Source organism: Arthrobacter sp. 10N410, assembly GCF_056394945.1.
Genome location: NZ_JBFTIP010000001.1, coordinates 1 through 25,552, shown reverse-complemented (window position 1 = coordinate 25,552; position 25,552 = coordinate 1). Strand labels below are relative to the sequence as shown.

The window sequence follows — 25,552 nt, the reverse complement described above, 5'->3', positions numbered from 1 at the left end:
GGAAAGCCTAGGCCGGGACGATCCGGAGCAGGCGCCGCCGGTCCTTCAGGTCCACCTTGAGCGTCAGCTCGCCACGCCGGGCCAGCACGACGGCGACCACCGCGGCCGCCAGCGCGGGCACGCCGCCGGAAACCAGGATCGCCGTGCGGGGATCCAGGTGCTCTGCCAGCCATCCCATCAGCGGACCGCCGATCGCCTGCCCGCCGATCAGCACCATGATGTACAGGCTCATGACCCGGCCGCGGATTCCCATGTTGGCGCTGACCTGGACGAGCTGGTTGGCCGCGGTGAGGAACATCAGGCACCAGAAGCCGGCCAGCACCATGGCCGCACCGAACCACTCCCTCGAAGGTGCCGCGGCGGCCAGGCAGAGCATCAGCCCGTACATTCCTGCCCCCAGCATGACCGAGCGCAGCCGGAGCTGCCGGCGCCGGGCGGATGTGATGGCCCCGGCCAGTGCCCCGAGTGCCACCAAAGAGTTGAGCAGCCCGTAGCCGCCCGCACCGGCGTGGTACACGTGGTCGGCGAAGGCCGCCAGCAGCACCGGCAGGCTCATCGCGAACACCGCGACGAAGCCCGCCATCAGCCAGGGCCAGTAGATCGTGGGCTTGGCCAGGGCGTAGCGCAGCCCCTCTTTGAGCATGCCCTTCCGTTTGGCGGCCGGCAGCGTGAGGTGCAGCTCGTCCCTGCGCAGGACCAGGAGCATCGTCAGCGTGGAACAGCATGCCACCGCATTGGCGGCGAACGCCCAGCCCGCCCCCACCGCGCTGAGCAGGACCCCCGCAACGGCCGGGCCGATCAAGCCGCCGAGCTGGAAGATGGTGGAGTTCACGCTGATGGCGTTCCGCAGATACGCCGGGCCCACGAGTTCGTTGACGAAGACCTGCCGCGCCGGCTGGTCCAGCACCGTGACCAGACCCAGGACCAGCGCGATCGTGTAGACGTGCCAGACCTCGATCCGCTGCGTCAGGGCCAGGCTTGCGAGGGTTGCCGCCAGGACCGCGGCCGCGCACTGGCACAGCACCAGGATTTTCCGCTTGGCGAAGCGGTCGGCCATCATGCCGCCCCAGGGGCCCAGAAGAAGCGAGGGCAGGAACTGCAGGGCCACGGTGACGCCGACGGCGGTGACGGAACCGGAGAGCTGGAGCACCAGCCAGTCCTGGGCGATCCGTTGCATCCACAGGGCGACGACCGCGATGAAGTGCCCGACCGCGAAAATCCGGAAGTTGCGGACCTTGAGTGAAATGAAGGTGTGCCGCCACGGCAGCCGCTCACTGACGACGCCGACCGGCTGGGTGACAGGTGGCAGCGAGAGCTGCGCGGGGTGGTCATGCTGGGAATCGGCGGCCTGAAGAGGCGGAGGGGGTGGCACGGAAGATCCTCAGGGGAACGGGGCCTACGGGGGTTGGCTTAACGCTAAGCTAGCCGCAATCGATAATGGAAGGCTATTCAGCGCATAACTAGCATCACGAAACGCAATGGACTGGGGGCGATGGTGGACCGAGCAAGAGACGCACTGACCGGGAGGCCGCATGTTTGAACCCGCCCAGCTCCGTTCCTTCCTGGCGGTGGCCGAGACGCTGAGCTTCACGAGGGCGGCAGAACGCCTCGGACTGGCGCAGCCGACCGTGAGCCAGCACGTCAGGAAACTGGAGGCCGCGGCCAGGCGCACCCTGATAGCCCGCGATACCCGCGATGTGCGCCTGACGGACAACGGCGACGCCATGGCCGGCTTCGCGCGCAGCATCCTTGCCGCCCACGATTCCGCCGCCCGCTACTTCTCCGGATCGGCCATGCGCGGCCGGCTGCGCTTCGGCACAGCGGACGACCTGGCGATCACCGGGCTCCCCCGGATCCTGCGCGAGTTCCGCCAGATCTACCCACAGATCAACCTCGAACTCACGGTGGGCCAAAGCGACCAGCTCTACAAACGGCTCAATGCCGGCCAGCTGGACCTCGTCTTCGTCAAGTGGGTGGCCGGGGCCAAGGACGGCACCGTGGTGCAGCAGGACTCCTTCTCCTGGGTGGGGCTGGAGCAAACTGTCCTGGACCCGGGCAATCCGGTGCCGCTGATCGCCTACCCCGCGCCCAGCCTGAGCAGGAAGCTGGCCATCGACGCCCTCGAAGCCACCGGCCGGACCTGGCGCATCACCTGCACCACCCGGCAGATCAGCGGCGTGCTCGCCGCCGTCCGGGCAGGCATCGGCGTCGCCGTGATGCCGTCCTCTCTGGTTCCGGAGGACCTGAAAATCATCACCCGGCGTTTCGACCTGCCGCCCGTCGGCGACGTCGACTTCACCCTGATTCGCAACCCGCTGGCCAACACGGAGGTCATTGAAGCGCTCACCCAGACCATTGTTGGCCGGGCCCTCAACCGCTCCACCTAGCTCGCCTACCCGGGTACCTACTCAGCCGGGACCCGGTACCTACTCCCAAATTACTCGGCCGGACGGGTCGGTACGCACCCATTGAACACAGGTGGTACTTGCCCTATCCTGACCTTGTTGAAGGTCAAGCAGAGGCCCGCCACCACTATTCGAAAAACGAACGCTCTCCCCTGTCGCTCCGAGCGGCAACGGCGGAAAGCGCTCGGGATAGGCCAGCAATGACGCCAGCCATAAACCACCCCCACCCCACAGTGCGGTCCAGCCGCCCGCTGAATGCCGCCCGGCCCCTGGCGGCAACGGCACGCCTCGAGAGCGTGCCGCATCCCGGCCTCGGCCGGCTCGACCCGCACGCCCCCCTCGCCCGGAGCGACGACGACTTCGTCGGGATCCCCTATTGCGAGCGGTGCGGGACCGACGAGTTTGTGTACCTCGAGACGTTCGTTCCCGCCAAGCACCGCCGGGATGGCTCCGTCAGCAGACTGGGCGAGGTCACCTACTTCTGCTCGGGATGCGAGGACTTCTCAGCGCACGCCGTCCCGGCGTCCTGGGTGCCGCCAGGCTGGTACCTAGGCTGAGAACTGCACCCGGGCTGCTGGAACCGCACGCCCCTTAAACGGCCATCGCCGCCGCTCCCGCACCCTGGTGCGGTTGCGGCGGCGATGCTGTCTGCCGGGAAACTCTACCTGCCTCGGCGGCGCCACGGCCCGGGAGAACTAGGCCGGGCCCGGAGAGTCAGACCAGCCCGTCCGAGAGGTGGTTGGCGGTGCCGAAGCGGTGCGCCGTGATGCTGACGGCCTGCTCGTGCAGGAACGGCAGCAGCTCCACCCGCCCGGCCTCCGTCACCGGGTGGGAGTAGACGGCCAGGTCGGGACGGCCGCCGGTGGCGTCTGCCAGCGCCTTCGCGTCCCCGCCGATCAGGCGGATCCGCGTCACGGACGGCTTAGCGGCCCCGGCGAGCCGGGCCACGGAGGTCAGCCAGTCGGCGTCGTTCTCCACCGTGATCGCGATGCCCAGGCCGGCGAGTACGGCGCGCAACTGGGACGGCAGCTCGACGGCGCTGGACACCGCGAGCGTTGATCCCGCCTGGACGCCGGCGGCAACGGTCCGGACGAGTTCGCCAAGCGGTTTCCCTTCGGAGAGGCGCACCGTGACCGGCAGCGGGCGGTAGCGGAACACGTTGCGTTCGGCGCTCAACCCGGAGACGTCCTTGGCGGTGCCGAACTCCCCGGCCCAGGCCACGGCATCGGAGGCCAGCGAGCGCTGCAGCGGGGCCAGTTCCTCGGCGGTCAGGAAACCCTTGGCCGCGTCCTCGATCCGGCGGACGCCGGAGTGCAGCGGGGCGGGGGCCACCGCCCCGGTCTCGGCTGCGGTGCTGGGCTTGCTGACCCATTCGCCGAGTCCGGCGAGGTAGTTGGGTCCGCCGGCCTTGGTGCCGGCACCCACTGCGGACTTCTTCCAGCCGCCGAACGGCTGGCGCTGCACGATCGCGCCGGTGATGCCGCGGTTGACGTAGAGGTTTCCGGCCTCGACGGTGTCCAGCCAGAGTGCCAGTTCGTCCGAGTTGAGCGAGTGCAGGCCGGAGGTCAGGCCGTACTCGATCTGGTTCTGGATCGCGATGGCCTCCTCCAGGGTCTCGGCGGTCATGACGCCGAGCACCGGGCCGAAGAACTCGGTGAGGTGGAAGTAGGACCCGCGCCGGACGCCGTGGCGCACACCCGGGCTCCAGAGCTTGCCGGAGTCGTCCAGCTGCTTCGGCTCCACGGCCCAGGCTTCACCCTCGCCGAGGGTGGTCAGCGCATTGAGGAGCTTGCCGCTGGCGGGTTCGATAATCGGGCCCATCTGGCTGGCCGGGTCCTCCGGGTAGCCGACCTTGAGCGAGGTCACGGCGTCGATCAGCTGGTTGTGGAAGCGCTTGGACTTCGCGACGGACCCCACGAGGATCACCAGGGACGCCGCGGAGCACTTCTGGCCGGCGTGGCCGAAGGCGGAGTAGGCAACGTCCTTCGCCGCCAGGTCCAGGTCGGCGCTCGGGGTGACGATGATGGCGTTCTTGCCGCTGGTTTCGGCAAGCAGCGGCAGGTCCTTGCGGAAGGAGCGGAACAGTTCGGCCGTCTCGTAACCGCCGGTCAGGATGACGCGGTCCACGGCGGGGTGGGAGATCAGCTGCCGCCCGAGCTCACGCTCGCCCAGTTGCACCATGGTGAGCACGTCGCGCGGGACGCCGGCCTCCCACAGGGCCTCGATCATCACGGCGCCGCTGCGGCGGGCCTGCTTTGCCGGCTTGATGACGACGGCGGACCCGGCGGCGAGTGCCGCGAGGGTGGAACCGGCCGGGATGGCCACCGGGAAGTTCCACGGCGGCGTCACCACGGTCAGCTTCGCCGGCACGAAGGTAGCGCCGTCGACGTCGTCGAGCTTGCGGGCCGACTCGGCGTAGTAGTGCGCGAAGTCCACGGCTTCGCTGACCTCGGGGTCGCCCTGGTCGATCGTCTTGCCGGTTTCGCTGGCCATCACCTCGAGGAGATCGGCGCGGCGGGCTTCGAGCACGTCACCGGCGCGGTGCAGGATCTCGGCCCGCTCGGCGCCGGAGAGGGCGCCCCAGGCTTTGCCCTTCTCAAGGGCGGTATCGATGACGGCGTTGAGCGTTGCCTCGTCGTTGATCGTGGCTGCTTCGACGGCGGCATTGCCCAGGGTCGACGTCGCCACGCGGCCCAGGATGGCACGGCCCCAGTCGCGGTTCGCGGGCAGCGACGGATCGGTATCCGGGGTGTTCTCGAACGAGTCGTGCGGCATCGGCGCGGCCGGAAGGGCGCGGTTCTGCCGGCGGTTGGGGGCCGGGACCTCGTCGTCGAGCTTGGCGAGGGAGGCGAGGAAGCGCTGCTTCTCACGCTCGAAGAGGGATTCGTTTTCGCTGAGTTCGAAGACCGCGGACATGAAGTTGTCCTGGCTGGCGCCCTCTTCGAGGCGGCGGATCAGGTAGGCGATCGCGACGTCGAACTCGGCCGGGTGGACCACCGGCGTGTAGAGCAGGAGCGAGCCGACGTCCTGCTTGACCGCTTCGGCCTGGCCCTGGGCCATGCCGAGCAGCATCTCGAACTCGATACCCTGCTGTGCGGTATCCGCGATGCCGCGCTGCTTGGCCAGCAGCCAGGCGAAGGCGATATCGAAGAGGTTGTGGCCGGCGACGCCGATCCGGATGTTGCGGATCCGGTCCGGGTGCAGCGCGTAGTTGATGACGCGCTTGTAGTTGGTGTCCGAGTCCTGCTTGGTGCTCCAGGTGGCGAGCGGCCAGTCGTGCAGCGAGGCTTCGACCTGTTCCATCGGCAGGTTGGCGCCCTTGACCACGCGGACCTTGATGGCGGCACCGCCGTCGGCGCGCCGGGCGGCAGCCCAGTCCTGGAGGCGGATCATGGCGGCGAGGGCGTCCGGCAGGTACGCCTGGAGCACGATGCCGGCCTCGAGGTTCTTGAACTCGGGCTTGTCCAGGATCCGGGTGAAGACCGCGATGGTCATGTCCAGGTCCTTGTATTCCTCCATGTCCAGGTTGATGAACTTGGCTTTCTGCCCGTCGGTGGCAAAGGATGCGGCGCGGGTGAAGAGCGGGGTGAGCTTTTCGACCACGTGCTCCACGGCCTCGTCGAAAGCCCAGGCGGAGTGCGGGGCCACGGTGGAGGAAACCTTGATCGAGACGTAGTCCACATCGGGCCGGGCAAGCAGGGTGTGCGTGCCTTCGAGCCGGCGGGAGGCCTCGTGTTCGCCAAGCACGGCCTCGCCGAGGAGGTTGACGTTCAGCTTGATGCCGTCCTTGCGGATCTTCGCGATGGCCGGGCCCAGCTTGGCGTCGGTAGCGTCGACAATGAGGTGGCCGACCATTTCGCGGAGCACCCGGCGTGCGATCGGGATGACCACCCGGGGCAGTGCCGGGGCCATCGTTCCGCCGAGGCGGACGGCGCTGCGCATGTACCACGGCAGGAACGCCGGGACTTTGGGGGCGAGGGCGGCGAGGTTGCGGGCGGCGACCTGCAGATCCTCGGGGCGCACGACGCCGTCGACGAATCCGACGGTGAAGTCCAGGCCGTTCGGGTCCTTCAACACACCGGCGAGCTGCGCGGCGGAGGCGTCGACGGGGACCTTGGCTGCCGCCGTGAGCCAGCGGCGGACCAGCGAGATGGCCTCCTCGGCGAGGGCTGCAGCCTCAAGCACGGGCGAGCCTTCCGAAACGGCGGCGTGCGTGGCTCCCTTGCCCGCGTGCGCGCCGGCGTTCAGGCCGGATTCCGTTGAGGTGTTGGTCATGGTGGCACTCGTTCTTTCTCAATATGTGGACCGTTCTTGAATCAGTATGCGACCGGATTTTCATAAGATAAAGCGATGTTTTCCGAGCAATACTGGTTAGGAAAATCGCACGTTCCAGCGCCCCTCCCCCACCTCGGGCACACCAACGGCGAACCCTCCCCCACGAGGTGAGGGAGGGTTCGCCGGAATTGGGCCGGATCTGACGGAGCACCCGGATAAGGGCCGCAGACCGTGAGGGAGCGTAGGCGGTTTAGCCGACGTGGCGGTGCATCTCCACGGCTTCTTCATGCCGCGGGCTGTCCGGGTTCATCAGCGAGTGCTTCCGGCCGTAGCCGAAGTAGATGGCCAGCCCGACGACCAGCCAGACGCCGAACCGGACCCAGGTCTCCCAGTGCAGCTGAAGCATCAGGAACGCGGACGCGAGCATGCCGAAGAGCGGAACCACCGGCATGAAGGGCAGCCGGAAGGTGCGCGGGGCGTCCGGACGCTTGTAGCGGAAGATGATCACCGAGAGGCAGACGACGACGAACGCGGCCAGGATGCCGATGTTCGTCAGGTCGGCCACGGCCTTGATCGGGAAGACGCCGGCCAGCACGGCCGAGGCCACGCCCGCGATCCAGGTGACGCGTTGCGGGGTGCCGTGCCGGTCGGTCTTGGCGAACCAGCCCGGCAGCAGCCCGTCGCGGCTCATCGAGAACCAGACGCGGGTGACGCCGAGCAGGAAGGTCAGCATGACGGTCAGGATGGACAGCACGGCGAAGACGGAGATGATCGTGGCGATCACCGGCAGGCCGACACCGTTGAAGGCGGACGCGAAGCCGGCCTTGGGATCGATGTCCTTGTAGTTCTGCATGCCGGTGAGGACCAGGGTCGCCGCGACGTAGAGGAGCATGGCCACGATCAGGGACAGGATGATCGCCTTCGGCATGTGCTTCTTGCCGTCCGTGGCCTCCTCCGCAGCCGTACTCATCGCGTCGTAGCCGAACACGGCAAAGAACACGGTGGCGGAGCCGGCCAGCACCGGGCCGAAGCCGCTGGGCATGAACGGGTTGTAGTTGTTGGTGTTGATGTAGAAAATGCCCAGGCCGATGATGAACAGGATCAGGACGACCTTGATGGCGACGGCCACGAGCTCGAAGCGCCCGAAGGTCTTGGTGCCGCGGGAGAGGATCCAGGTCACGAGCAGGCAGACGGCAATCGCGGGGAGGTTGACGATGCCGCCCTTGCCCTCGTCGAACGTGGAGGTCATCCAGGTCGGCATGTGGATGCCAATGCCGGAGAGAAACGCGTCGAAGTAGCCGGAGATACCAATGGCCACCACCGCCACGATGGCAATGTATTCCAGCAGCAGGTCCCAGCCGATGAACCAGCCGATCACCTCGCCCAGGGCCACGTACCCGTAGGTGTAGGCCGAACCGGCGCGGGGGATCATGCCCGCGAATTCAGCGTAGGACAGGGCGGCGGCCGCGGAGGCCAGGCCGGCGATCAGGAAGGAGAACAGCACGGCGGGGCCGACGCCGGGTTCACTCTCGCTGCCGTGGGCGACGAGGCCCGCGAGCGAGAAGATGCCGACGCCGATAATGCCGCCGACGCCGATGGCCGTCAGCTGCCAGAGGCCAAGGCTTTTGAACAGGCCGCTGTGCTTGTTCTCTTCTTCGATGTCGTCGATGGGCTTGCGCCGCATGATTGATTTGGTTAAATCTCTGGTGCTCATCAGGGTCTCCTGCTCGGAAGTGGCGCCCATCAATCCACCCTGTGATGGGGGTAACTCAGTGACAACAGTATGCAAGCCCGATTGCATTAGATAAAGTGAATTCTCCTAATCAATAACCATTAGAATTCACAAAGGAATAGCGATGCTCGACGTCCGGCGGCTGCGCCTCTTGCGCGAACTCAAGATCCGGGGCACCCTCGCCGAAGTCGCCGAAGCTCTGCAGTACAGCCCGTCCTCGGTCTCGCAGCAGCTGGCGTTGCTGGAAAAGGAAGCCGGCGTCGAGCTCCTGCGGAAGACGGGCCGCCGGGTGCAGCTCACCCCGCAGGCCGAAGTGCTGGTCGCCCACACCGCCCAGCTGCTGGAAACCCTGGAGCAGGCGGAGGCCGATCTCGCAGCCTCGCTGACCACCGTGACCGGAACGGTGCGGATCGCCGTCTTCCAATCCGCGGCCCTGGCCCTGATGCCCGATGCCCTGACCCGGATGTCCGCAAGCTATCCGGAGGTCCGGATCGAGATGATCCAGCGCGAACCCGAAACGGCCCTGCATGAAACCTGGGCGCGGGACTTCGACCTGGTCATCGCCGAGCAGTATCCGGGCCACGCGGCACCCCGCTACGCCGAACTGGACCGGATCCGCCTGACCGGCGATGCGATCCGCCTGGCAGTGCCGCCCGCTTCCCCGGAGCGTCCCGCCGTCACGTGCCTGGCCGACACCGCGGGGATGTCCTGGGTGATGGAACCCCGCGGTGCGGCGTCCCGGCACTGGGCCGAGCAGGCCTGCCGGAGCGCGGGGTTCGAGCCGGACGTGCGCTTTGAAACCGCCGACCTGCAGGCCCAGATCCGGCTCATCGAGTCGGGCAATGCGGTGGCGCTGATGCCGGACCTGGTCTGGACCGGGCGAGGCACGACGGCGCAACTGATCGATCTCCCGGGGGACCCGCACCGCACCGTCTTCACCTCCGTCCGCCGCTCCAGCGCTACGCGCCCGGCCATCCTGGCGGCGCGCGAGGTCCTCGCCGAGACGGCCGCTTCCATCGCCCCCGCGGCCTGACACGGGCCTCCTCGGCGGTGTTTCCTGGCTCACAGCGCGCCGCGTGCGCCGGCGTTAGACTGGTGACGTTATGAATCGCACAATGTTCAAGTCCAAAATCCACCGCGCCACGGTCACCCACGCGGACCTTCACTATGTCGGCTCGGTCACCGTGGACCTGGACCTGCTGGAGGCCGCCGACATCCTGCCAGGCGAACTCGTGGCGATCGTTGATGTCACCAACGGTGCCCGGCTTGAGACGTACACGATCGCCGGCGAGCGCGGCTCCGGTGTCATTGGCATCAATGGCGCGGCCGCTCACCTGATGCACGAAAATGACATCGTCATCCTGATCACCTATGCCCAGATGACCACGGAAGAGGCCAAGGCCTACACCCCCAGGGTGGTCCATGTGGACAAGGACAACAAGGTGGTCCAGATCGGCAGCGACCCCGCGGAGGGCCACACCGCCGGCCTGACGCGCCCGCCGCACGCACTGAACAACGCCGCGCTGAACTAACGCGCCAGCCGCAGACCCCGCCGAAAGTTCCCGGGACGCTCCCGCGCGGACAGGTTCATGTCGCCCCGTTGCCAGCCCTGAAGGGTTGGCGGGGAAAATCTGATTATTGTGGGACGGTGCCTGACACCCTTGACCCGACCACGCCGTCACGGACTGCCGCATGCTAGGCGTCCTGGCCGGCTTCTTCGTCGTCTGGTTCATCATCCTGGTCGGCATGTTCGTCGGCCGGCGCAACATTCTGGGCGATAACGCCCGCTCCGTCCTGAGCGCGCTGACATTCTTCGTGGCGAGCCCGGCCCTGCTGTTCGAGACGCTCAGCAAAGCCAGGCTGAACGACGTCTTCGCCGCTCCACTACTGGTGACGGCGGTGGGGGCGGTCACGACGGCGGCCATCTACTTCGGCGTCGTGCGCCTTCTGCTAAAGCGCTCCCTGCCCGAAGCCCTGGTCTCCTCCATGAGCGCGTCCCTGGCCAACTCCGCCAACCTTGGCATTCCGATCGCCGTATATGTCCTGGGTGACGCCAGCTATGTGGCGCCCTTGTTGATCTTCCAGCTGGCCTTCTTTACGCCTCTGTTCCTCATGCTCCTGGATGCCACCACTAGCGCCCACCGGACAACGCCGCTGAGTTTTGCCCTGATGATCCTGCGGAATCCCATGATCGTTGGTTCCGGGCTCGGGCTGCTGGTGGCCGGGACGGGCTGGGAGATTCCGCAACTCATCTTGCAGCCCATCCACCTGATCGGAGGCGCCGCGATCCCGGCCATGTTGTTGTCCTTCGGTATGAGCCTGAACGGCTCCCGGCCGCTGCAGGCCTCGGCGGAACGCCGGACCGACACCCTGCTGGCCAGCGGTTTCAAGCTCATCGTCCACCCGCTGCTGGCTTTCCTCTTCGCCCGGTTCGCCCTTGGCCTGCAGGACCAGGCACTCTTCGCCGTGGTGGTGACCTCCGCGTTGCCGACGGCGCAGAACGTCTTTGTGGTGGCCAATCGGTACAGAACCGGGCTCACCGTCGCCAAAGACACCGTGCTGATCACCACCGTGGTGGCCGTCCCCGCGATGATCGGGGTGGCCCTGCTCCTCGCCTGAGAAGCACCCGGCGCGGGCGGACGACGGCGCCCAGCACCTGCGTGATGCGCCGCTCCTTAGCCCGGGGCAGTAGCCACTGAGATGCTGTAGGGCGGCAGCGTTATGGTGGCGTGCCTGTCCGTGCCTACGCTGGTGCTCACCGGCGGGTCATTCGGGTCCGGATACCCTCCGTTGCCCCTGCCGTGTGACGGGTTCCACTTGTACTGCTCGGCCGAGTACTGGTCGAGCTCCAGGCCGCCCTTAACAACCTGGGAATTGCCGTCTTTTTCCTGCATCAGCCGGACGGTGATGGCCCGTTTGGGATCCTTGTTGAACAGGAGCACGCTGAGCTTGCCGTCGGGGCGTCGCACCGTATAGGCAGTGACCAGCTCCTGGCCCTTCGCGTTGCGCACGTCACTGGTGGTCTGGAACATGGTGTGGCTGCCGGTGCCGGCCTCCAGCCAACTGTGGTTCACCAGCCTGGCAGCTTGGTAGGCGGCCACGGGCCGGATTTCCCACTCATCGTAGAACTGGAACAGCATCAGGTTGCCCCGCGTATCGCATTTCTCGCCGACTTCGTCCTGGAACACCCAGTTCGGCTCAATGCCGTAGAAGTAGCTGCTCTCCCCGCCCATCGCCAGGAACATGGCGGACGTTTCCGCGTTGACTATGGCGCCGGGCAGCTCCAGTTCGACCTGTCCGACAAACGAGGAATAGCCGTACTCCGTGATGACCTTGGGAACTTCGGCGGGCAGGCCGGCATCCTCCTCGCGTTTGAGCAGCCGCCTCAGCAACTCCGGGTTCTGCGGCAGAGTCCCGGCGGGGTCGGCACACACATTATCGAAGGGGTACCACTCGAAGGAAAAGAAGTCGAAGTCCGACATTGCGTCGCGGTGCCGCAGGTAGGAAACAAAGCGACCGGTCCAGGACCGGACCCCCTTGTCGTCCGGCCAGTGCACCCAGTCGGGCAGTGTGGTCTGGTAGCCCGGGCCGCCGAACTCCAGGGACGGGTTCACAGCCCGCATGGCCGCGGCCATCTGGACGTACAGCGCCCCGTAGTGCTCCGGCTGTGCGAGCTGACCGTCCGGTTCCTCACCGATCTCAATCCGTTTGATCGGATAGCCGCGCTTACCGAGGTAGCGGGCCAGGGCCGCGGCGTCGTCGGGCGTTCCGTACAGGGCCGGAACCGGGACCATCATGGGCTCGTCCTTGGTAATCCCGCTGGCAAGAAGCCGCTCGAAGCTGGCGTGCTCATAATCTTTGTCGATGTCGTCCTTGCTGTGCCACGGGTCCGTCGAGGAGGTCCACATGACCGTTTGCCGTTGGGACGTCCGGTGCCGAACGTGGTCGAGGAACGCACCGCCTTGCTGCTGCCCGATATAGATTTCTCGCACGGCCACCCCCAGCCGGTCGCGGATGTCGCGGGACCCAGCAGGGGCGGTGTTCGAGTCCGCAGTGAACAGGATGCGCACGTATTGGGCGTTTATCGGCGTGGAAGCGATCCGTACCGTCTGGGTCCCCCCGGTTCCCTGCTGCACGGCCTGCGGGAAGTCACGCCAGGTGCCCTTGTCAACGGGGAAGCGCGCGTCGCGGCCGGTCCAGTACTGCACCTTGAACCGGGTGGCGTACGGGGTACCCCAATCGAAGCGGACGGTGTCCATCGGCAGGGCCTGCGGGAACTCAACCATGATCCACTGCGGATTGAGGCTGTCAGGTTCTCCGGTGAAGTGGGCGTCCAGGTAGGGGTTGCTCTTCCAGAAGGTGTCAACGTCGCCGTCGTTCAAGCGGGAGTGGCCGCTGTTCTTTCCTTGATCGATGGTGTTGCCGCGCCGGGGAAGGCGGTAGCCGTACGAGACCCCATAATCTTCCGCGGGCTCGGACGACGACGTCCAGTACCCCTGCTCCTTGTCCGGCTGGCTCCACGTCCCGTGCGGGTTCCAGTGCCACGCCTTGACGCCCAGTTCGGTGCGCAGCCGGTAACTCACCGGGCCGAATCCGGCTGACTTCATGGCTTGGACATTCGGTGGCGACCACACCCGGTCGATCTCGTTTTCTTCGAGGCCGTCGACGCCGACCCCCATGGCGCGGTGGCCATCGAACTTGTTCACCGGATTGTCCATCTCGATGCTAATGATGCCGTCGGCGTGCGGAAGCGGCTCTGGCCCCGCGCCCCGCATCGCGACGGTCGAACCAAGCCAGAGACCCACCGCAGCAAGGGCCGCCACGGAGATCATGGTTGCACGCCGAGATGGTCGAAGAGTCCGCTTCTTACGCTCGGGGTCAGGCGCCATGGCATCCTCGGGTCCGGTGTTGTCCGTTCAAGGCTCGGGGGAACTTGTTGGGGCAGCCCCGGCCTCATGCCGCGCGCCACCCGCCCCCAAAGGGCATCGCTGTACTGGTTGTTGACGATCAAATCCCAGTGTGCACGGACGTGCCGGAAATAGCTACGGACTTCTTGCCCTTCCCCGCTGCATGACCGAGCGGTCCCTCGCCCGCCGGGACCCCGGCGTGGCACCGGCCCGACGTCGGGGACTCCGCCGGTAGGCTGTGAAAGGCCGGACACCGGCCCGCCGACGGGCAAGCAGTGGGGCAAGCAGCGGGGCAAGTAATGGGGGAAGAATTGCGCAGGATTAATACACGCGGAGCTGGTAACGGGCGGGTTCCATCCGACACCGGCCGCCGCAGGGGCGCCGTCGACTGGATCGCCTGCGGCGTCGCCGGGCTGCTGCTGGTCTCGTCCACCGCCTGCGCCGGAACCGCAGCTGTCCCCGGTAAGTCCGCCGTCGAGAGTGCATCACCTGGTGTGGCGCCCCCCGGGTCCGCCACGTCCCGTTCCGCTCCGACGCCGGTGGCCGCGCCCACAGCCGCTTTGACCGGGGCGTCGGCCCCGCATAAGCAGCCGGCCTACGCCAGCAAGGCGCTTGAGGTGCTGGCCACGCTGCCGGTCAAGGGGAGGGCGCCCAAGACCGGGTACTCCCGTGACCAGTTCGGACAGGCCTGGGCCGACGTCGACCGGAACGGCTGCGACACCCGCAACGACACGCTGCGCCGCGACCTCACAGCGGAGGCGCTCAAGCCCGGAACCCGGGGCTGCGTGGTGCTTTCCGGGATTCTGAAGGACCCCTACACCGCGAGGCTCATCAACTTCCGCCGCGGAGCCGACACCAGCAGCGCGGTCCAGATCGACCACGTCGTGGCCCTCAGTGACGCCTGGCAAAAAGGCGCACAGCGGCTGAGCCCCGCCCAGCGGCTCGCCTTCGCCAACGATCCGCTCAACCTCCTGGCCGTGGACGGCCCGGCGAACATGCAGAAGAGCGACGGCGACGCCGCCACCTGGTTGCCGCCGAACAAGTCCTACCGCTGCGCTTACGTGGCGCGCCAGATCTCGGTCAAGGCCAGCTACGCATTGTGGGTCACCCGGGCCGAGCACGACGCGATGGCGCGGATCCTGGCGGACTGCCCGGGCGCCCTGGCCCCCACCAGCCGGCAGCCGACGACTCCCGCGCCGGCCGCTCCGCCGTCGCGGAAAGCCCCGGCCACGGCACCCGCCCCGGTGGCACCCGCCCCGCCTGCGCCCGTTCCGGCAGCGTCCGTTCCGGCAGCGGTGTACTACGCAAACTGCACTGCCGTCAGGGCCGCGGGCGCCGCACCCATCCGGCTGGGGCAGCCCGGTTACAGCAGCAAATTGGACCGCGACGGCGACGGCGTCGGCTGCGAGTAGCCCACGCCTGAAAGGCTGATCGAGGCGCCCTTCAGGGCACCGAGCGGGCGCGTCTGGCGGGCGCTATCCCGGCTCAGACCCGGGCGAGCCCGGCCACCTCCGCGAGGAGCTCCACGGAACGCAGCCTGTCCTCCACTCCGGCGCTCTGGTGCGCGACGATCAGTTCGTCGGCGTCGGCGTGCGCCGTGAACTCGTCCAGGTATTCCAGCACTGCGCCCGGGGTGCCCACGGCGGAGTACTTCATCATCTGCGCCATGTGCTGGCCCTGCGGGGAGTCCAGGATCATATCCGCCTCGTCGTCGCTGAAAACGCGGCCGTTGCCGAAGAAGAGCGAGACCCGGGCCCGTTTGGTGGCCTGGAACATTGCCTGCGCGTCGGCGGCGGAATCCGCGGCGATCACGTTGACGCCGGCGATCACGTGCGGGGCCTCCAGCTGCGCGGACGGCCGGAATTCACGGCGGTAGAGCGCTACGGCGTCCTGCAGGGCGTCGGGGGCGAAGTGCGAGGCGAAGGCGTAGGGCAGGCCCAGTTGCGCCGCCAGCTTCGCCCCGAACAGCGAGGAGCCGAGAATGTAGAGCGGCACGTTGGTGCCCTTGCCGGGGGTGGCCTCCACACCGGGGATGCGGGTAGGACCGGTCAGGTAGCCCTGCAGTTCCAGGACATCCTGCGGGAAGCTGTCAGCGCTCATCGGGTCGCGGCGCAGGGCGCGCATGGTGTTCTGGTCACTGCCGGGGGCCCGGCCCAGGCCGAGGTCGATCCGGCCCGGGTGCAGGGTCTCGAGCGTGCCGAACTGCTCGGCGATGGTCAGCGGCGCGTGGTTGGGCAGCATTACACCGCCGGATCCGAGCCGGATGGTCTTGGTATGCGCGGCGATGTGGGCGATCAGCACGCTCGTCGCGGAGGAGGCGATGGACGACATGTTGTGGTGCTCGGCGTACCAGATCCGGCGGTAGCCCAGTTCCTCGGCGCGCTGCGCCATGGCCACGCTGCCGGCGAAGCTTTCCGCCGCCGTCTGGCCCTTGCCGATGATTGCCAGGTCAAGGATGGAAAGCGGAACAGTCACGGAAAAGCCGGCCTTTCGTAGCGGAGCAGGGTGTCTGGAAAATCTGGCGCAAGCCGGATTCCGGCAGGCGCATACTGGTGCCAACGACGGCGGGGCCGGGCTTATTTCTGCGCGGCCGGAATCACCGGCAGGAGTGCGCGGAAGGAATACTCAGCACCCTTAGTGGGTTGCCGCCCTTATGAGCCACGACAACCCACAGCATCCGGAATCATCCGCAACGATCGAGTTGAAGGACCTGGGCACGGTGCACCGCCTGGGCTTCGGCGCGATGCGCATCGTCGGCGACGGTGTCTGGGGCGAACCCGCTGACCGGGGCACGGCCATCGCCGTCGTCCGCCGGGCCGTCGAGCTCGGCGTCGACTTCATCGACACGGCCGACTCCTACGGGCCCAATATCAGCGAGGAGATCCTTGCGGAGGCCCTGCATCCCTACAAGCACGGCCTCAAAATCGCGACCAAGGTCGGATTCACGCGCACCGGTCCGAACGAATGGGTGCCGCTGGGCCGGGCCGAGTACCTGCGCCAGCAGACCGAGCTGAGCCTGCGCAAGCTCAAGGTGGACGCGCTGGATCTGCTGCAGCTGCACCGGATTGATCCCAAAGTCGATCCGGAAGAGCAGTTCAGTGTCCTCCGCGACCTGCAGAAAGAAGGCAAGGTCAAGGCCCTGGGCCTGTCCCAGGTCAGCGTGGCCGAGCTGGAGCAGGCCAGCCAGTACTTCACCGTCTCCACCGTGCAGAACCGCTACAACCTGACGGATCGCAGCTCGGAGGATGTCCTCGACTACGCGGAGGAGCACGGCATCGGCTTCATCCCGTGGGCCCCGATCTCGGCCGGCGAACTTTCCCGTCCGGGCGGCCCCCTGGATGAGGCCGCCACGCGGCTGGGCGCCACCACCTCCCAGGTGGCCCTCGCCTGGCTGCTTCGCCGCTCACCCGTCATGATGCCGATCCCGGGCACCGGCTCGGTCAAGCACCTCGAAGAGAACCTGGCCGCCGCCGGCGTCGTCCTCGATGACGCGACGTTCGCCGAACTCGAAGCCGCACGCTAAGAACCCACCCCCATCCCCACCTTTGACCGGCTCCTTGGCCGGCAGAACAGGAGCAAGAACATGGCTAACATCCTGATGGTCGTATCCGCAGCAGATTCCCTCACCATGCGCGACGGCAGCAAGCACCCCACCGGTTACTGGGCCGAGGAACTCGTGGTCTCCCACCAGACCCTGCTGGGCGCCGGACACACCGTCCGCATCGCCACTCCGGCCGGCGCCAAGCCCACCGTGGACGAGGTCAGCCTGGCCGCAGAATCCGCCGGCGGCCAGGACCGCGCCGACGGCTTCCGCAAGTACCTGGCCGAGATCGACGCCGAGCTCTCCGCCCCGCTGGTGCTGGCCGACGTCGACCTTTCCGGGTACGACGCGATCGTGATGCCCGGCGGCCACGGCCCCATGGCCGACCTGTTTGAGGATGCGGACCTCGGCCGGCTGCTGATCGAGGCGAACAAGGCCGGCAAGGTCATCGCGCCTTTCTGCCACGGTCCCGCCGGCCTGCTGAGCGCCGTCGACGACGCCGGGAACTTCGCCTTCGCGGGGCGCCGTCTCACCGTGTTCACCAATGAAGAGGAACTGGGTGGCGGCACCGGGGAGAACACGCCGTGGTTCGTCGAGGACGAGCTGAAGGAAAAGGGCTCAGTCGTGGAAAACGGGGCCGCCTGGAGTTCACACGTGGTCCGCGACGGCAACCTCATCTCCGGACAGAACCCGCAGTCCAGCGAGGACGTGGCGAAGGAAGTCCTCAAGGCCCTCGCCGAATAACGACGTCGGCGAAGCAGAAAAATAAACATCGGCCGTGGCCGGGTCCGGTCTTCCGGACCCGGCTAAGCTAACGGCATGGCCATCAAATCCACTGCAGATAAAGTCGCCACCATCCAGAAGGGTTACACCCTGGAGGGGCCCACGATTGAGCTGGGGGCCGCGATCGTCGACGGCGAGCTCCACAAGGAAGCCCCTGTCCGGTTGCCGCTGGCCATGATGAACCGCCATGGCCTGGTGGCGGGTGCGACCGGGACCGGCAAAACCGTCACCCTGCACATGATGGCTGAGCAGCTCTCCACCGCCGGTGTCCCGGTGTTCCTCGCGGACATCAAGGGCGACCTCTCCGGCCTCGCCACGGCCGCCGCCGGTTCAGAGAAACTCAGGGCGCGTACCGACAGCATCGGGCAGGCCTGGTCCGGCAAGACTTTCCCGGTGGAATTCCTGGCCCTCGGCGGCGACGGCGCCGGCATACCGGTCCGGTCCACCATCACTTCCTTCGGCCCCATCCTGCTGTCCCGCGTGATGGAGCTCAACGAAACCCAGGAGTCCAGCCTGCAGCTGGTCTTCCACTTCGCGGACAAGAACAACCTCGAACTGATCGACCTGAAAGACCTGCGCGCGGTCATCCAGTTCCTGACCTCGGACGAGGGCAAGGACGAACTGGAGAACCTCGGCGGCCTCTCGAAGTCCACCGCCGGCGTCATCCTGCGCGAACTCATCACGCTTGAGGCGCAGGGGATGGAGAAGTTCTTCGGCGAGCCCGAGTTCGACACCGCTGAACTGCTGCGGACCGCCCCCGACGGCCGCGGCGTCGTGACCTGCCTGGAGCTGCCGACCCTGCAGACGAAGCCCATGCTGTTCTCCACCTTCCTGATGTGGCTGCTGGCGGACCTGTTCGAGGACCTGCCCGAGGCGGGCGACTTGGACAAACCGAAACTCGTGTTCTTCCTGGACGAGGCGCACCTGCTGTTCAACGGCGCCTCCAAGGCTTTCCTTGACGCGATCACCACGACGGTCCGGCTGATCCGGTCCAAGGGCGTGGGCATCTTCTTCGTGACCCAGACACCGAAGGATGTCCCCGCGGACGTCCTGGGCCAGCTGGCGAACCGGGTGCAACATGCCCTGCGCGCCTTCACCCCCGAGGACGCCAAGGCACTCAAGGCAACGGTTTCCACGTTCCCGATCAGTGACTACGACCTTGAGGAGACGCTGACCTCGGCCGGAATCGGCGAGGCCGTGATCACGGTCATGAATGAGAAGGGCGCGCCCACCCCGGTGGCCCTGACCCGGCTGCGGGCGCCGGAGTCCGTGATGGGACCGAGCGATGATGCGCTAATAGCCAGCACTGTGGCCGGGTCCGCCCTGCTCGCCAAATACGGCACCGCCGTGGACAACGTCTCCGCCTATGAGAAGCTCGCGAGCCAGTCGGCAGCGTCCACCGGCCCCGCCGCCGGGTCCGACGCCGGTTCGGGTTCCGGCACCGGCCTGGACCCCAACGCCGTCGATGCCGACGCCCGGCGGATCGAGGAAGAAATCCTCGGCCGACCCAGCAGCCGCTCCACACAGTCGCCGACGCCCGATCGGGAACGCACCCCGCAGCGTCGCGCCCCGCAGCCGCAGGAATCCAGCGGCGGAATGGCCGGCGACCTCGCCGGCGCGCTGGGCGGCGCCCTCGGCGGTGGGCTCAAGAGCATGGCACGTTCGCTGGGCACGCAAATCGGCCGGGAGCTGCTCCGGGGCGTCTTCGGCACCTCATCCCGGCGGCGCAGGCGCTAGGCGGTCTTCCGCAACCGGGCCGCCGCGGCCGGGACCGCCCGGCGGGCATGGTGCACGTCACAACGGGCGCCCGTGACACCTGCGTTCAGCGGGCGTGCAGGTAACGTAAGGTACGTGCAGATGAGTCAGGCGTTGGTCAGGATTGCAGCCGTGTGGCTGTTGGGCCTGATGCTCGCCATAGCCGGCGCGGTCGTCGCGATCAATCTGGTGAACAATTCCATTGCCAGCCCCCAGCAGCCGGTCCGCGAGTATCTGGACGCGCTGCAGAAGGGCGAAGGCGAGAAGGCGCTCGGCCTTCTTCACGCCTCCGTGCCGCAGAGCAACCCGGCGATGCTGGACGGAGAGGCGCTGAAGACCGCCGCCGCGAGGATATCCGACGTGAAGATCGGCAACGCGCAGGACCAGGGCGGCAACCAGGTCATGGTTCCGATCGATTACACCATCGACGGCAGCCAGTTGCGCACCGAGTTCCTGCTGCAACGGTCCGGCACCCAGTGGCTCTTCTTCCATGACTGGTCCTTCGTCCCGGCCGCGCTGCCGGTGATCGACGTCACCGTCGTGAATTCGAACCAGGCCCTGCTCAACGGGGTCCCGGTCAACATGCCCAACGGTCGCAACTCCTTTGCCGTGTTCTACCCCGGCGAGTACGAGGCGGCCCTGAACGGCCAGTTCTTCGCCGCCCCCGCGACCCGGACAACCGTGACCAGTCGGGATATGCCCTCGGCGCCGTTGAACCTGCTCACCCAGGCCACGGACGGGCTCAAGGACGCCGTCACCGCGAAGGTCAAGGAGTTCCTGGACAGCTGCGCGGAGCAGGCGGACAAGCAGCAGCGGCTTCAGCCGGACTGCCCGTTCTACCACGCCACCAACAACCGGGTCGTGGACGGCACGATCGACTGGAGCATCGCCGACTATCCGGCCGTCAGCATCGAGCCCTTCGGCGGCCGCTGGGTCGTCGCGCCGCTGGACGGCAAGGCACGGATCAAGGCACGTCAGGTGGACCTGTTCACCGGCGCGGTTACGGAGCTCAACGCAGTCCACGATTTCAGCTTCACCACGCGCCTGGACATCGACGGCGACACGGTCAAGCTCACCCCGCAGCTAAGCAACTAAGCCTGCTGTGCGGCGGCCGCGGCCGCCGGCTCCCCCGGACACGCAAAAGGCTGCCGTCCGTGACACCCAAGCCACGGACGGCAGCCTCACAGCGCCAAGTACCTCAGGACTCCAGCCGGCCGCTTAGTCCATGCCGCGCAGGTCCAGGACCAGCTCGGTGTCCCCGTCGGCCTGCAGCAGCACCGGGATGCCCCAGTCCTGCTGGTACAGGTGGCACGCCGCGTGATCCGGGATCTCCCCGTCCTCGGTCTCCGGACCGTCGCAAGCCGCGGCCCGTGCGGTTATGTGCAGCACGCCCTCGGGGACGTCGGAGGCGAGCTCCAGGGTGCGGAGCAGGCCCACGGAGGTCCCGCCGCCGGCCACCAGCAGCTCCGGCGGGGTGGAGGAAATCTTCAGCTGCGTCGGGTCACCCCAACGGTCATCCAGCTTCTGCCCGGTCGGGGCCGTGAACCGCACGGTCAAGGACAGCAGACCTGGGGCCACCGGGCTCTTGGGCCGGTGGGTCTGCGCCGCCCCTTCGTCCACCTGCTGCGCTTCCTTGGGGATGGGCACATAGACCAGCTGGTGCTTGTTCGCCTCGACCACCACCAGCAGCGGCTCGGTGCCGGCCACCTGGGTGTGGTCCACGATGACGTCGGAGGGCTCGGACAGCCCCCGCGCGAGCGTTGACACCGTGCCGGTAGCGGGGTCGTAGCGCCGGACGGCACCGTTGTAGGTGTCCGCGATCGCCACCGAACCGTCGGGCAGGACTGTCACACCCAGCGGGTGCTGGAGCCGGGCCTCGGCCGCCGGTCCGTCGCGGAAGCCGAAATCGAACAATCCCTTGCCGACGGCGGACTCGACCGTGATGGCGCCGTCGTCGGCGATCACGAGTTTGCGCAGTGCCGAGGTCTCCGAGTCGGCGACCCAGATGTTGCCGTCGGCGTCTTCGGCGAGGCCGGAGGACTGGGCGAACCAGGCCTCCGCGGCCGGGCCGTCGAGCAAACCTTCGAGGCCGTTGCCGGCGATGATGGACACAGCACCGGTAACCGGGTCGAAGCTGAAGATCTGGTGCACGCCGGCCATCGCCACCACGACGGCGTTGAGCTTGCTGGACCAGACGACGTCCCAGGGCGAGCTCAGCGAGACCTGCAGCGGATCCGCTTCAAGCCGGCCACCGTAGGCGGCGCCCTCTTCGTCCACGCGCGCCGGACCGGTCTCGAGCAGCCGCTGTACCCCGTTGCCGGCAAGGGTGGTGGCGCTGCCGTCCGCGAGGAAAAGCCCGCGGAGCCGGTGGTTGACCGTGTCGGCAATCACGACGTCGTAGCCGGCCTTCGCGGCCACGTCCTCCGGAAGCAGGACCAGGCCCTGCGGTTCGTTGAAGCGGGCCTCGGCGGCACCGCCGTCGGCGTGGCCTTTCTCGCCCGAACCATAGGTGCCCAGCACCGTCTCAAAGTCGGTGGACAGCTCCACCAGGCGGTGGTGGCCGGTGTCGGTCACCAGCCAGGAGCCGGCGTCGGCCGCTGCGGCCGAGTCGCCGCGGCCGGCCGGAAGGTAAAGGGCCTTGCCCGGGAACCGCAGCGTGCCCGACGTCGGCTCCGGGGCCACGTACGGGCCGTCGCCGCGGTGCAGGGTGCCCTTCGCTTCGTGCTCGGCGATCAGTTCGGGGATGAGCACGGCCAGGCCGTCCGCATGGCCTTCACCGGAAAGGTGCGCCACGATGTAGCCCTCGGGGTCGATGACCACCAGGGTGGGCCATGCACGGGCGGTGTACGCCTTCCACGTGTCCAGCTCCGGGTCGTCCAGGACCGGGTGGCGGATCTCGTAGCGCTCCACGGCGGCCGCCAGGGCCACCGGATCTGCTTCGTGCTCGAACTTGGGCGAGTGCACGCCGACGGTCACGAGGACGTCCGAGTACTGCTGCTCGAGCGGCCGGAGCTCGTCCAGGACATGGAGGCAGTTGATGCAGCAGAAGGTCCAGAAGTCGAGCAGCACGATCTTGCCGCGCAGGGATTCGAGGTCCAGGGATTTGCCGCCGGTGTTCAACCAGCCTCGGCCTACGAGTTCGGAGGCCCGGACCCGGAGGTGGGTGCGTACGGTTTCGCTCATCAGCGTCCTTCCAGCTTTGAATTGCGTTCTGCCAGCTTCGCGTCGCGTTCGGCGAGCTGGGCAAACATATCGTTGTAAGCGGTGAGATCGGCGTCGTTATTCCTGTCCGCGGCACGGTCGGTCCGTTTGGACTCCCGTGCGTCGGAGCGGGACCACATGACGGCGACGCCGATCGCCACCAGCAGGGTGGGCACTTCGCCGATCCCCCAGGCCACCGCGCCGCCCATCTGCTGGTCCAGCAGGGCCGAGGGGCCCCAGCTGCGGCCCAGGTTGCCGAAGTAGTCGGCGGCCAGCAGCCCGGTGCCGCCCATGATGGCGACGCCGAAGAAGGCGTGGAAGCCCATGGTGGCCAGCAGGAGGAGCAGCCGCATCGGGTACGCCGCCCGGCGGGGCAACGGGTCTGTGCCGATCATGGTCAGCACGAAGATGTAACCGGTCAGGGCGAAGTGCAGGTTCATCAGTTCGTGGCCCACGTGGTCGCGCATGGCGTAGCCGAAGGCATCCGAGTAGTAGAACAGCACAATCGACCCGGCAAAGTTCGCCGCGGCGAAGAGCGGGTGAGTGACGAGCTGCGAGAACTTCGAGTGCACGAAGATCAACAGCCATTCCCTCGGCCCGCGGGAGCTGTCCCGCCGCGCGGCCAGTGCCCGCAGCGCCAGCGTGACGGGGGCACCGAGGACCAGGAAGATTGGGGCCACCATGGTCAGCGCCATGTGGTCGACCATGTGCGCCGAGAACAGGACCCGGCCGTAGACCGAGGGCGGGCCGGAGGTCACGTAGGTGAGGACCACCAGGCCGATGACCCAGTTGACGGTCCGGAACCAGGACCAGGCGTCGCCGCGCTGGCGGACTTTGCGGATGCCCAGGAAGTAGGACACCAGGCCAAAGACGGCGACGGCGACCCAAAGCCAGTCGAGCCGCCACTCCGTGAGCCAGCGTTGCGGGGTCAGCTCGGGAGGCAGTTCGTAGCCGGAGAGGATGAAGGCCGGCGACGCGTCCGCGGCGAAGGTGCTGGGCTGCGGCGGGGCCGAGCGGCCGAGCGCGACGGCGATTCCCGACGTCGCACCCATGATCAGCAGCTCCACGAGCACCAGCTGCCAGAGCACACGGCGGGCGGTCAGGCCGGCCCCCTTGACGCCCAACTGAGGGATGACCCATTGGCGGTGCATGAATCCCACGCCGCCCAGGACGAGCGCGGCCACCGTCTTGGCCAGGATCAGCTGTCCGTAAGCCGACCCGAACAGGTCTGCCCAGCTGGAGATCCTGATGCTGGCGTTGACCACGCCGGAGGCGAAGACCAGTGCGAAGGCGAAGCCGGCCAGGGCCGAGAAGCGGTGGAGGGTCGGTTCCGTGATGTCGGCCCGGCCCGGGGCTCCGGCGGCCGTAGCGGCACCAAGAACGCCGGAGAGGAGGGCCAGCACAATGATGCCTCCCACCCAGGCCGAGACTCCCAAGAGGTGAAGGCCCAGGGAGTTGATCGCGCCTTCGTGGTCGCTTGAGCTGGACGAGTGGCCGATCAGCGCCGCCGGCACCAGCCCTATGACGGCAAGGATCAGCGTGAACGCCAGTGCACCCCTCGAACGGACGCCGAACAGCGCAGTGGTGGTCACAGCAGCGATGATGACGACGGCCAGCCAGGCCCTGCCGGTTTCGATGTCGGTCATGAAGTAGACGAGGGACTTGGTGAATTCCGGGTCCCCTGAGATCGCCTGGCCCGCGATGTCCGAGTAGCTCAGGACAAGCACTGCAACCGCTGAGAGGGTCCAGGCGATGCCGGCGACGGCGGCGACGGCCAGGGCGCGTGTGAAGGCGGGATGCTCGGGGGCGGCTTTGTCCTTGGACTGGCGGCCGGAGAGATCCTTGGGCAGGATGCCGACGGCGAAGATGAGGCCGCCGATTACCGTGGCGAGGGAGACGTTGTGGATGGCCTTGCTGATGGGCAGCCCCCAGCGGACCAGCGCGCCGGGATCCGAAACTTCGCGGGCTCCGGCCGCCCCGGAGAAGAGCAGTGCCGCCACCAGGCCCAGGAACAGCGCGGCCAGGCCGGCGAGCTGCCAGGGCCCGGAGATTCCCGGCGCTCCGGCACCTCGGCCGCGCGCTCCGCCCGTCGGGGTGGGCGCTGGTGAAGTCTGGGGTTTCGCTGCGGAAGGCACAACTCCATTGTCCGCTACCCCTGCCCGCGCGCCGAATCCTCTCGGCGGCGGTTAACGCAAAGGAGCGGCAACCCGAGGGGTTGCCGCTCCTTTCAAGCGTTTGAAGAAGACTACTTCTTCTTGGCGACTGCAGCCTTCAGCTTGGAACCGGCGGTCAGCTTGACGCTGTGGCCGGCGGCGATCTGGATGGTCTCGCCGGTCTGCGGGTTGCGGCCGGTGCGGGCTGCACGGTCGGTGCGCTCGACGGCGAGCCAGCCCGGGATGGTGATCTTTTCGCCCGCGGCGACAGAGGTCTCGAAAACCTCGAACAGTGCATCGAGCACGGAGTTGACGGCTGCCTGGCTGGTGCCGGCCTTGCCAGCTACCTCTGCAACAAGTTCACTACGGTTCTTAGCCATTTATGTCCTCCTGGACGGTTCTAATTTCTGAAGCCTGCACGCGGCATGCGTGCAAGCCACTCTTCGAAAACTTACCAGCTTGCCGCCGCCGAGGTGGCAAATTCCGCGTGTTTTCGCCCTTTTTTGGGAAAAATTCCGGATTTCGAGGGCCTTGGAGTACCTTTTCAGCCGTCAGCGGACGCTACCCGGGCCGGTGCCGGCCGACGACGCAGCGGCGGCGGTGCGCGACGGCGGTGGGCGGGTGCCGTGGTGGGTGGTTTTGGGGTTAAAGGGGGAGAGCCTCCAACCTGGTGGTTGGAGGCTCTCGACCTAATGTATGTCCGGCGGTGACCTACTCTCCCACACCCTCCCGGGTGCAGTACCATCGGCGCTGTGGGTCTTAGCTTCCGGGTTCGGGATGGGACCGGGCGTTTCCCCCAC

The 25,552-nt window shown here is 67.4% G+C and carries 18 protein-coding genes and 1 rRNA gene; 10 read left to right on the top strand and 9 right to left on the bottom strand.

The window, feature by feature from the left end; translation table 11 throughout:
- Positions 1–7: 7 nt before the first annotated feature.
- The gene (locus AC1DB8_RS00095) at positions 8–1,372 is read right to left on the bottom strand and encodes an MFS transporter (RefSeq protein ID WP_441416562.1); all 1,365 of its coding nucleotides are present in this window, start codon (positions 1,370–1,372) and stop codon (positions 8–10) included.
- 160 nt (positions 1,373–1,532) lie between these two features.
- Here AC1DB8_RS00095 and AC1DB8_RS00090 point away from each other — a divergent pair, with 160 nt between their 5' ends.
- Both AC1DB8_RS00090 and AC1DB8_RS00085 read left to right on the top strand, forming a co-directional pair.
- The gene (locus tag AC1DB8_RS00090; RefSeq protein ID WP_441416561.1) at positions 1,533–2,387 is read left to right on the top strand and encodes a LysR substrate-binding domain-containing protein; all 855 of its coding nucleotides are present in this window, start codon (positions 1,533–1,535) and stop codon (positions 2,385–2,387) included.
- 218 nt (positions 2,388–2,605) lie between these two features.
- Positions 2,606–2,962 carry a hypothetical protein gene (locus tag AC1DB8_RS00085; RefSeq protein ID WP_441416560.1) on the top strand — a complete coding sequence of 119 codons (357 nt, stop codon included), beginning with the start codon at positions 2,606–2,608 and terminating at the stop codon, positions 2,960–2,962.
- A 157-nt stretch (positions 2,963–3,119) separates the two neighbouring features.
- On the opposite strand, the gene AC1DB8_RS00080 is transcribed toward AC1DB8_RS00085, so the two are convergent.
- Together AC1DB8_RS00080 and AC1DB8_RS00075 are read right to left on the bottom strand one after the other, a co-directional pair.
- On the bottom strand, positions 3,120–6,680 hold the full coding sequence (locus tag AC1DB8_RS00080) for a bifunctional proline dehydrogenase/L-glutamate gamma-semialdehyde dehydrogenase (RefSeq protein WP_441416559.1): 3,561 nt from the start codon (positions 6,678–6,680) through the stop codon (positions 3,120–3,122).
- 250 nt (positions 6,681–6,930) lie between these two features.
- Positions 6,931–8,394 (bottom strand): amino acid permease, encoded by a 1,464-nt coding sequence (locus AC1DB8_RS00075; RefSeq protein ID WP_441417821.1) that lies wholly within the window; start codon positions 8,392–8,394, stop codon positions 6,931–6,933.
- A 142-nt stretch (positions 8,395–8,536) separates the two neighbouring features.
- On the opposite strand from AC1DB8_RS00075, the gene AC1DB8_RS00070 reads away from it, so the two are divergent.
- From AC1DB8_RS00070 to AC1DB8_RS00060, 3 genes are all read left to right on the top strand, one after another.
- Complete coding sequence (locus tag AC1DB8_RS00070; protein WP_441416558.1) at positions 8,537–9,445, top strand: LysR substrate-binding domain-containing protein; 909 nt, start codon at positions 8,537–8,539, stop codon at positions 9,443–9,445.
- Between the two features lie 70 nt (positions 9,446–9,515).
- Entirely contained in the window at positions 9,516–9,944 is a 429-nt protein-coding gene (gene panD / locus AC1DB8_RS00065) for an aspartate 1-decarboxylase (RefSeq protein WP_441416557.1), read from the top strand.
- Between the two features lie 160 nt (positions 9,945–10,104).
- Positions 10,105–11,031, top strand: a complete 927-nt coding sequence (locus AC1DB8_RS00060) for an AEC family transporter (protein ID WP_441416556.1) — start codon at positions 10,105–10,107, stop codon at positions 11,029–11,031.
- A gap of 56 nt (positions 11,032–11,087) precedes the next feature.
- Here the strand turns inward: AC1DB8_RS00060 and AC1DB8_RS00055 are convergent, their stop codons facing one another.
- Positions 11,088–13,235, bottom strand: coding sequence for a discoidin domain-containing protein (locus AC1DB8_RS00055; protein ID WP_441416555.1), 2,148 nt, complete (start codon positions 13,233–13,235; stop codon positions 11,088–11,090).
- Between the two features lie 383 nt (positions 13,236–13,618).
- Here AC1DB8_RS00055 and AC1DB8_RS00050 point away from each other — a divergent pair, with 383 nt between their 5' ends.
- Positions 13,619–14,731: a GmrSD restriction endonuclease domain-containing protein gene (locus AC1DB8_RS00050; RefSeq protein WP_476891886.1), complete on the top strand. Its 1,113-nt coding sequence runs from the start codon at positions 13,619–13,621 to the stop codon at positions 14,729–14,731.
- Between the two features lie 73 nt (positions 14,732–14,804).
- Here AC1DB8_RS00050 and AC1DB8_RS00045 read toward each other — a convergent pair whose 3' ends face one another.
- Positions 14,805–15,794, bottom strand: a complete 990-nt coding sequence (locus AC1DB8_RS00045; protein ID WP_476891885.1) for an LLM class flavin-dependent oxidoreductase — start codon at positions 15,792–15,794, stop codon at positions 14,805–14,807.
- Between the two features lie 178 nt (positions 15,795–15,972).
- Between AC1DB8_RS00045 and AC1DB8_RS00040 the strand changes: the two genes are divergently transcribed.
- From AC1DB8_RS00040 to AC1DB8_RS00025, 4 genes are all read left to right on the top strand, one after another.
- On the top strand, positions 15,973–16,842 hold the full coding sequence (locus AC1DB8_RS00040; protein ID WP_476891884.1) for an aldo/keto reductase: 870 nt from the start codon (positions 15,973–15,975) through the stop codon (positions 16,840–16,842).
- A gap of 60 nt (positions 16,843–16,902) precedes the next feature.
- Positions 16,903–17,604 (top strand): type 1 glutamine amidotransferase domain-containing protein, encoded by a 702-nt coding sequence (locus AC1DB8_RS00035; protein WP_441416551.1) that lies wholly within the window; start codon positions 16,903–16,905, stop codon positions 17,602–17,604.
- A 75-nt stretch (positions 17,605–17,679) separates the two neighbouring features.
- Positions 17,680–19,380, top strand: a complete 1,701-nt coding sequence (locus tag AC1DB8_RS00030) for a helicase HerA-like domain-containing protein (protein ID WP_476891883.1) — start codon at positions 17,680–17,682, stop codon at positions 19,378–19,380.
- Between the two features lie 120 nt (positions 19,381–19,500).
- Positions 19,501–20,493 (top strand): hypothetical protein, encoded by a 993-nt coding sequence (locus AC1DB8_RS00025; RefSeq protein WP_441416549.1) that lies wholly within the window; start codon positions 19,501–19,503, stop codon positions 20,491–20,493.
- Positions 20,494–20,616: 123 nt separating this feature from the next.
- Here AC1DB8_RS00025 and AC1DB8_RS00020 read toward each other — a convergent pair whose 3' ends face one another.
- The 4 genes from AC1DB8_RS00020 to rrf all read right to left on the bottom strand — a co-directional run.
- Entirely contained in the window at positions 20,617–22,581 is a 1,965-nt protein-coding gene (locus AC1DB8_RS00020) for an NHL domain-containing thioredoxin family protein (RefSeq protein WP_476891882.1), read from the bottom strand.
- Positions 22,581–24,734: a bifunctional copper resistance protein CopD/cytochrome c oxidase assembly protein gene (locus AC1DB8_RS00015; RefSeq protein WP_476891881.1), complete on the bottom strand. Its 2,154-nt coding sequence runs from the start codon at positions 24,732–24,734 to the stop codon at positions 22,581–22,583. The genes AC1DB8_RS00020 and AC1DB8_RS00015 overlap by 1 nt, the downstream gene beginning before the upstream one ends.
- A gap of 110 nt (positions 24,735–24,844) precedes the next feature.
- Positions 24,845–25,132 (bottom strand): HU family DNA-binding protein, encoded by a 288-nt coding sequence (locus AC1DB8_RS00010; RefSeq protein WP_011776355.1) that lies wholly within the window; start codon positions 25,130–25,132, stop codon positions 24,845–24,847.
- Between the two features lie 318 nt (positions 25,133–25,450).
- Positions 25,451–25,552 (bottom strand): 5S ribosomal RNA (gene rrf / locus AC1DB8_RS00005); the annotation flags it as partial.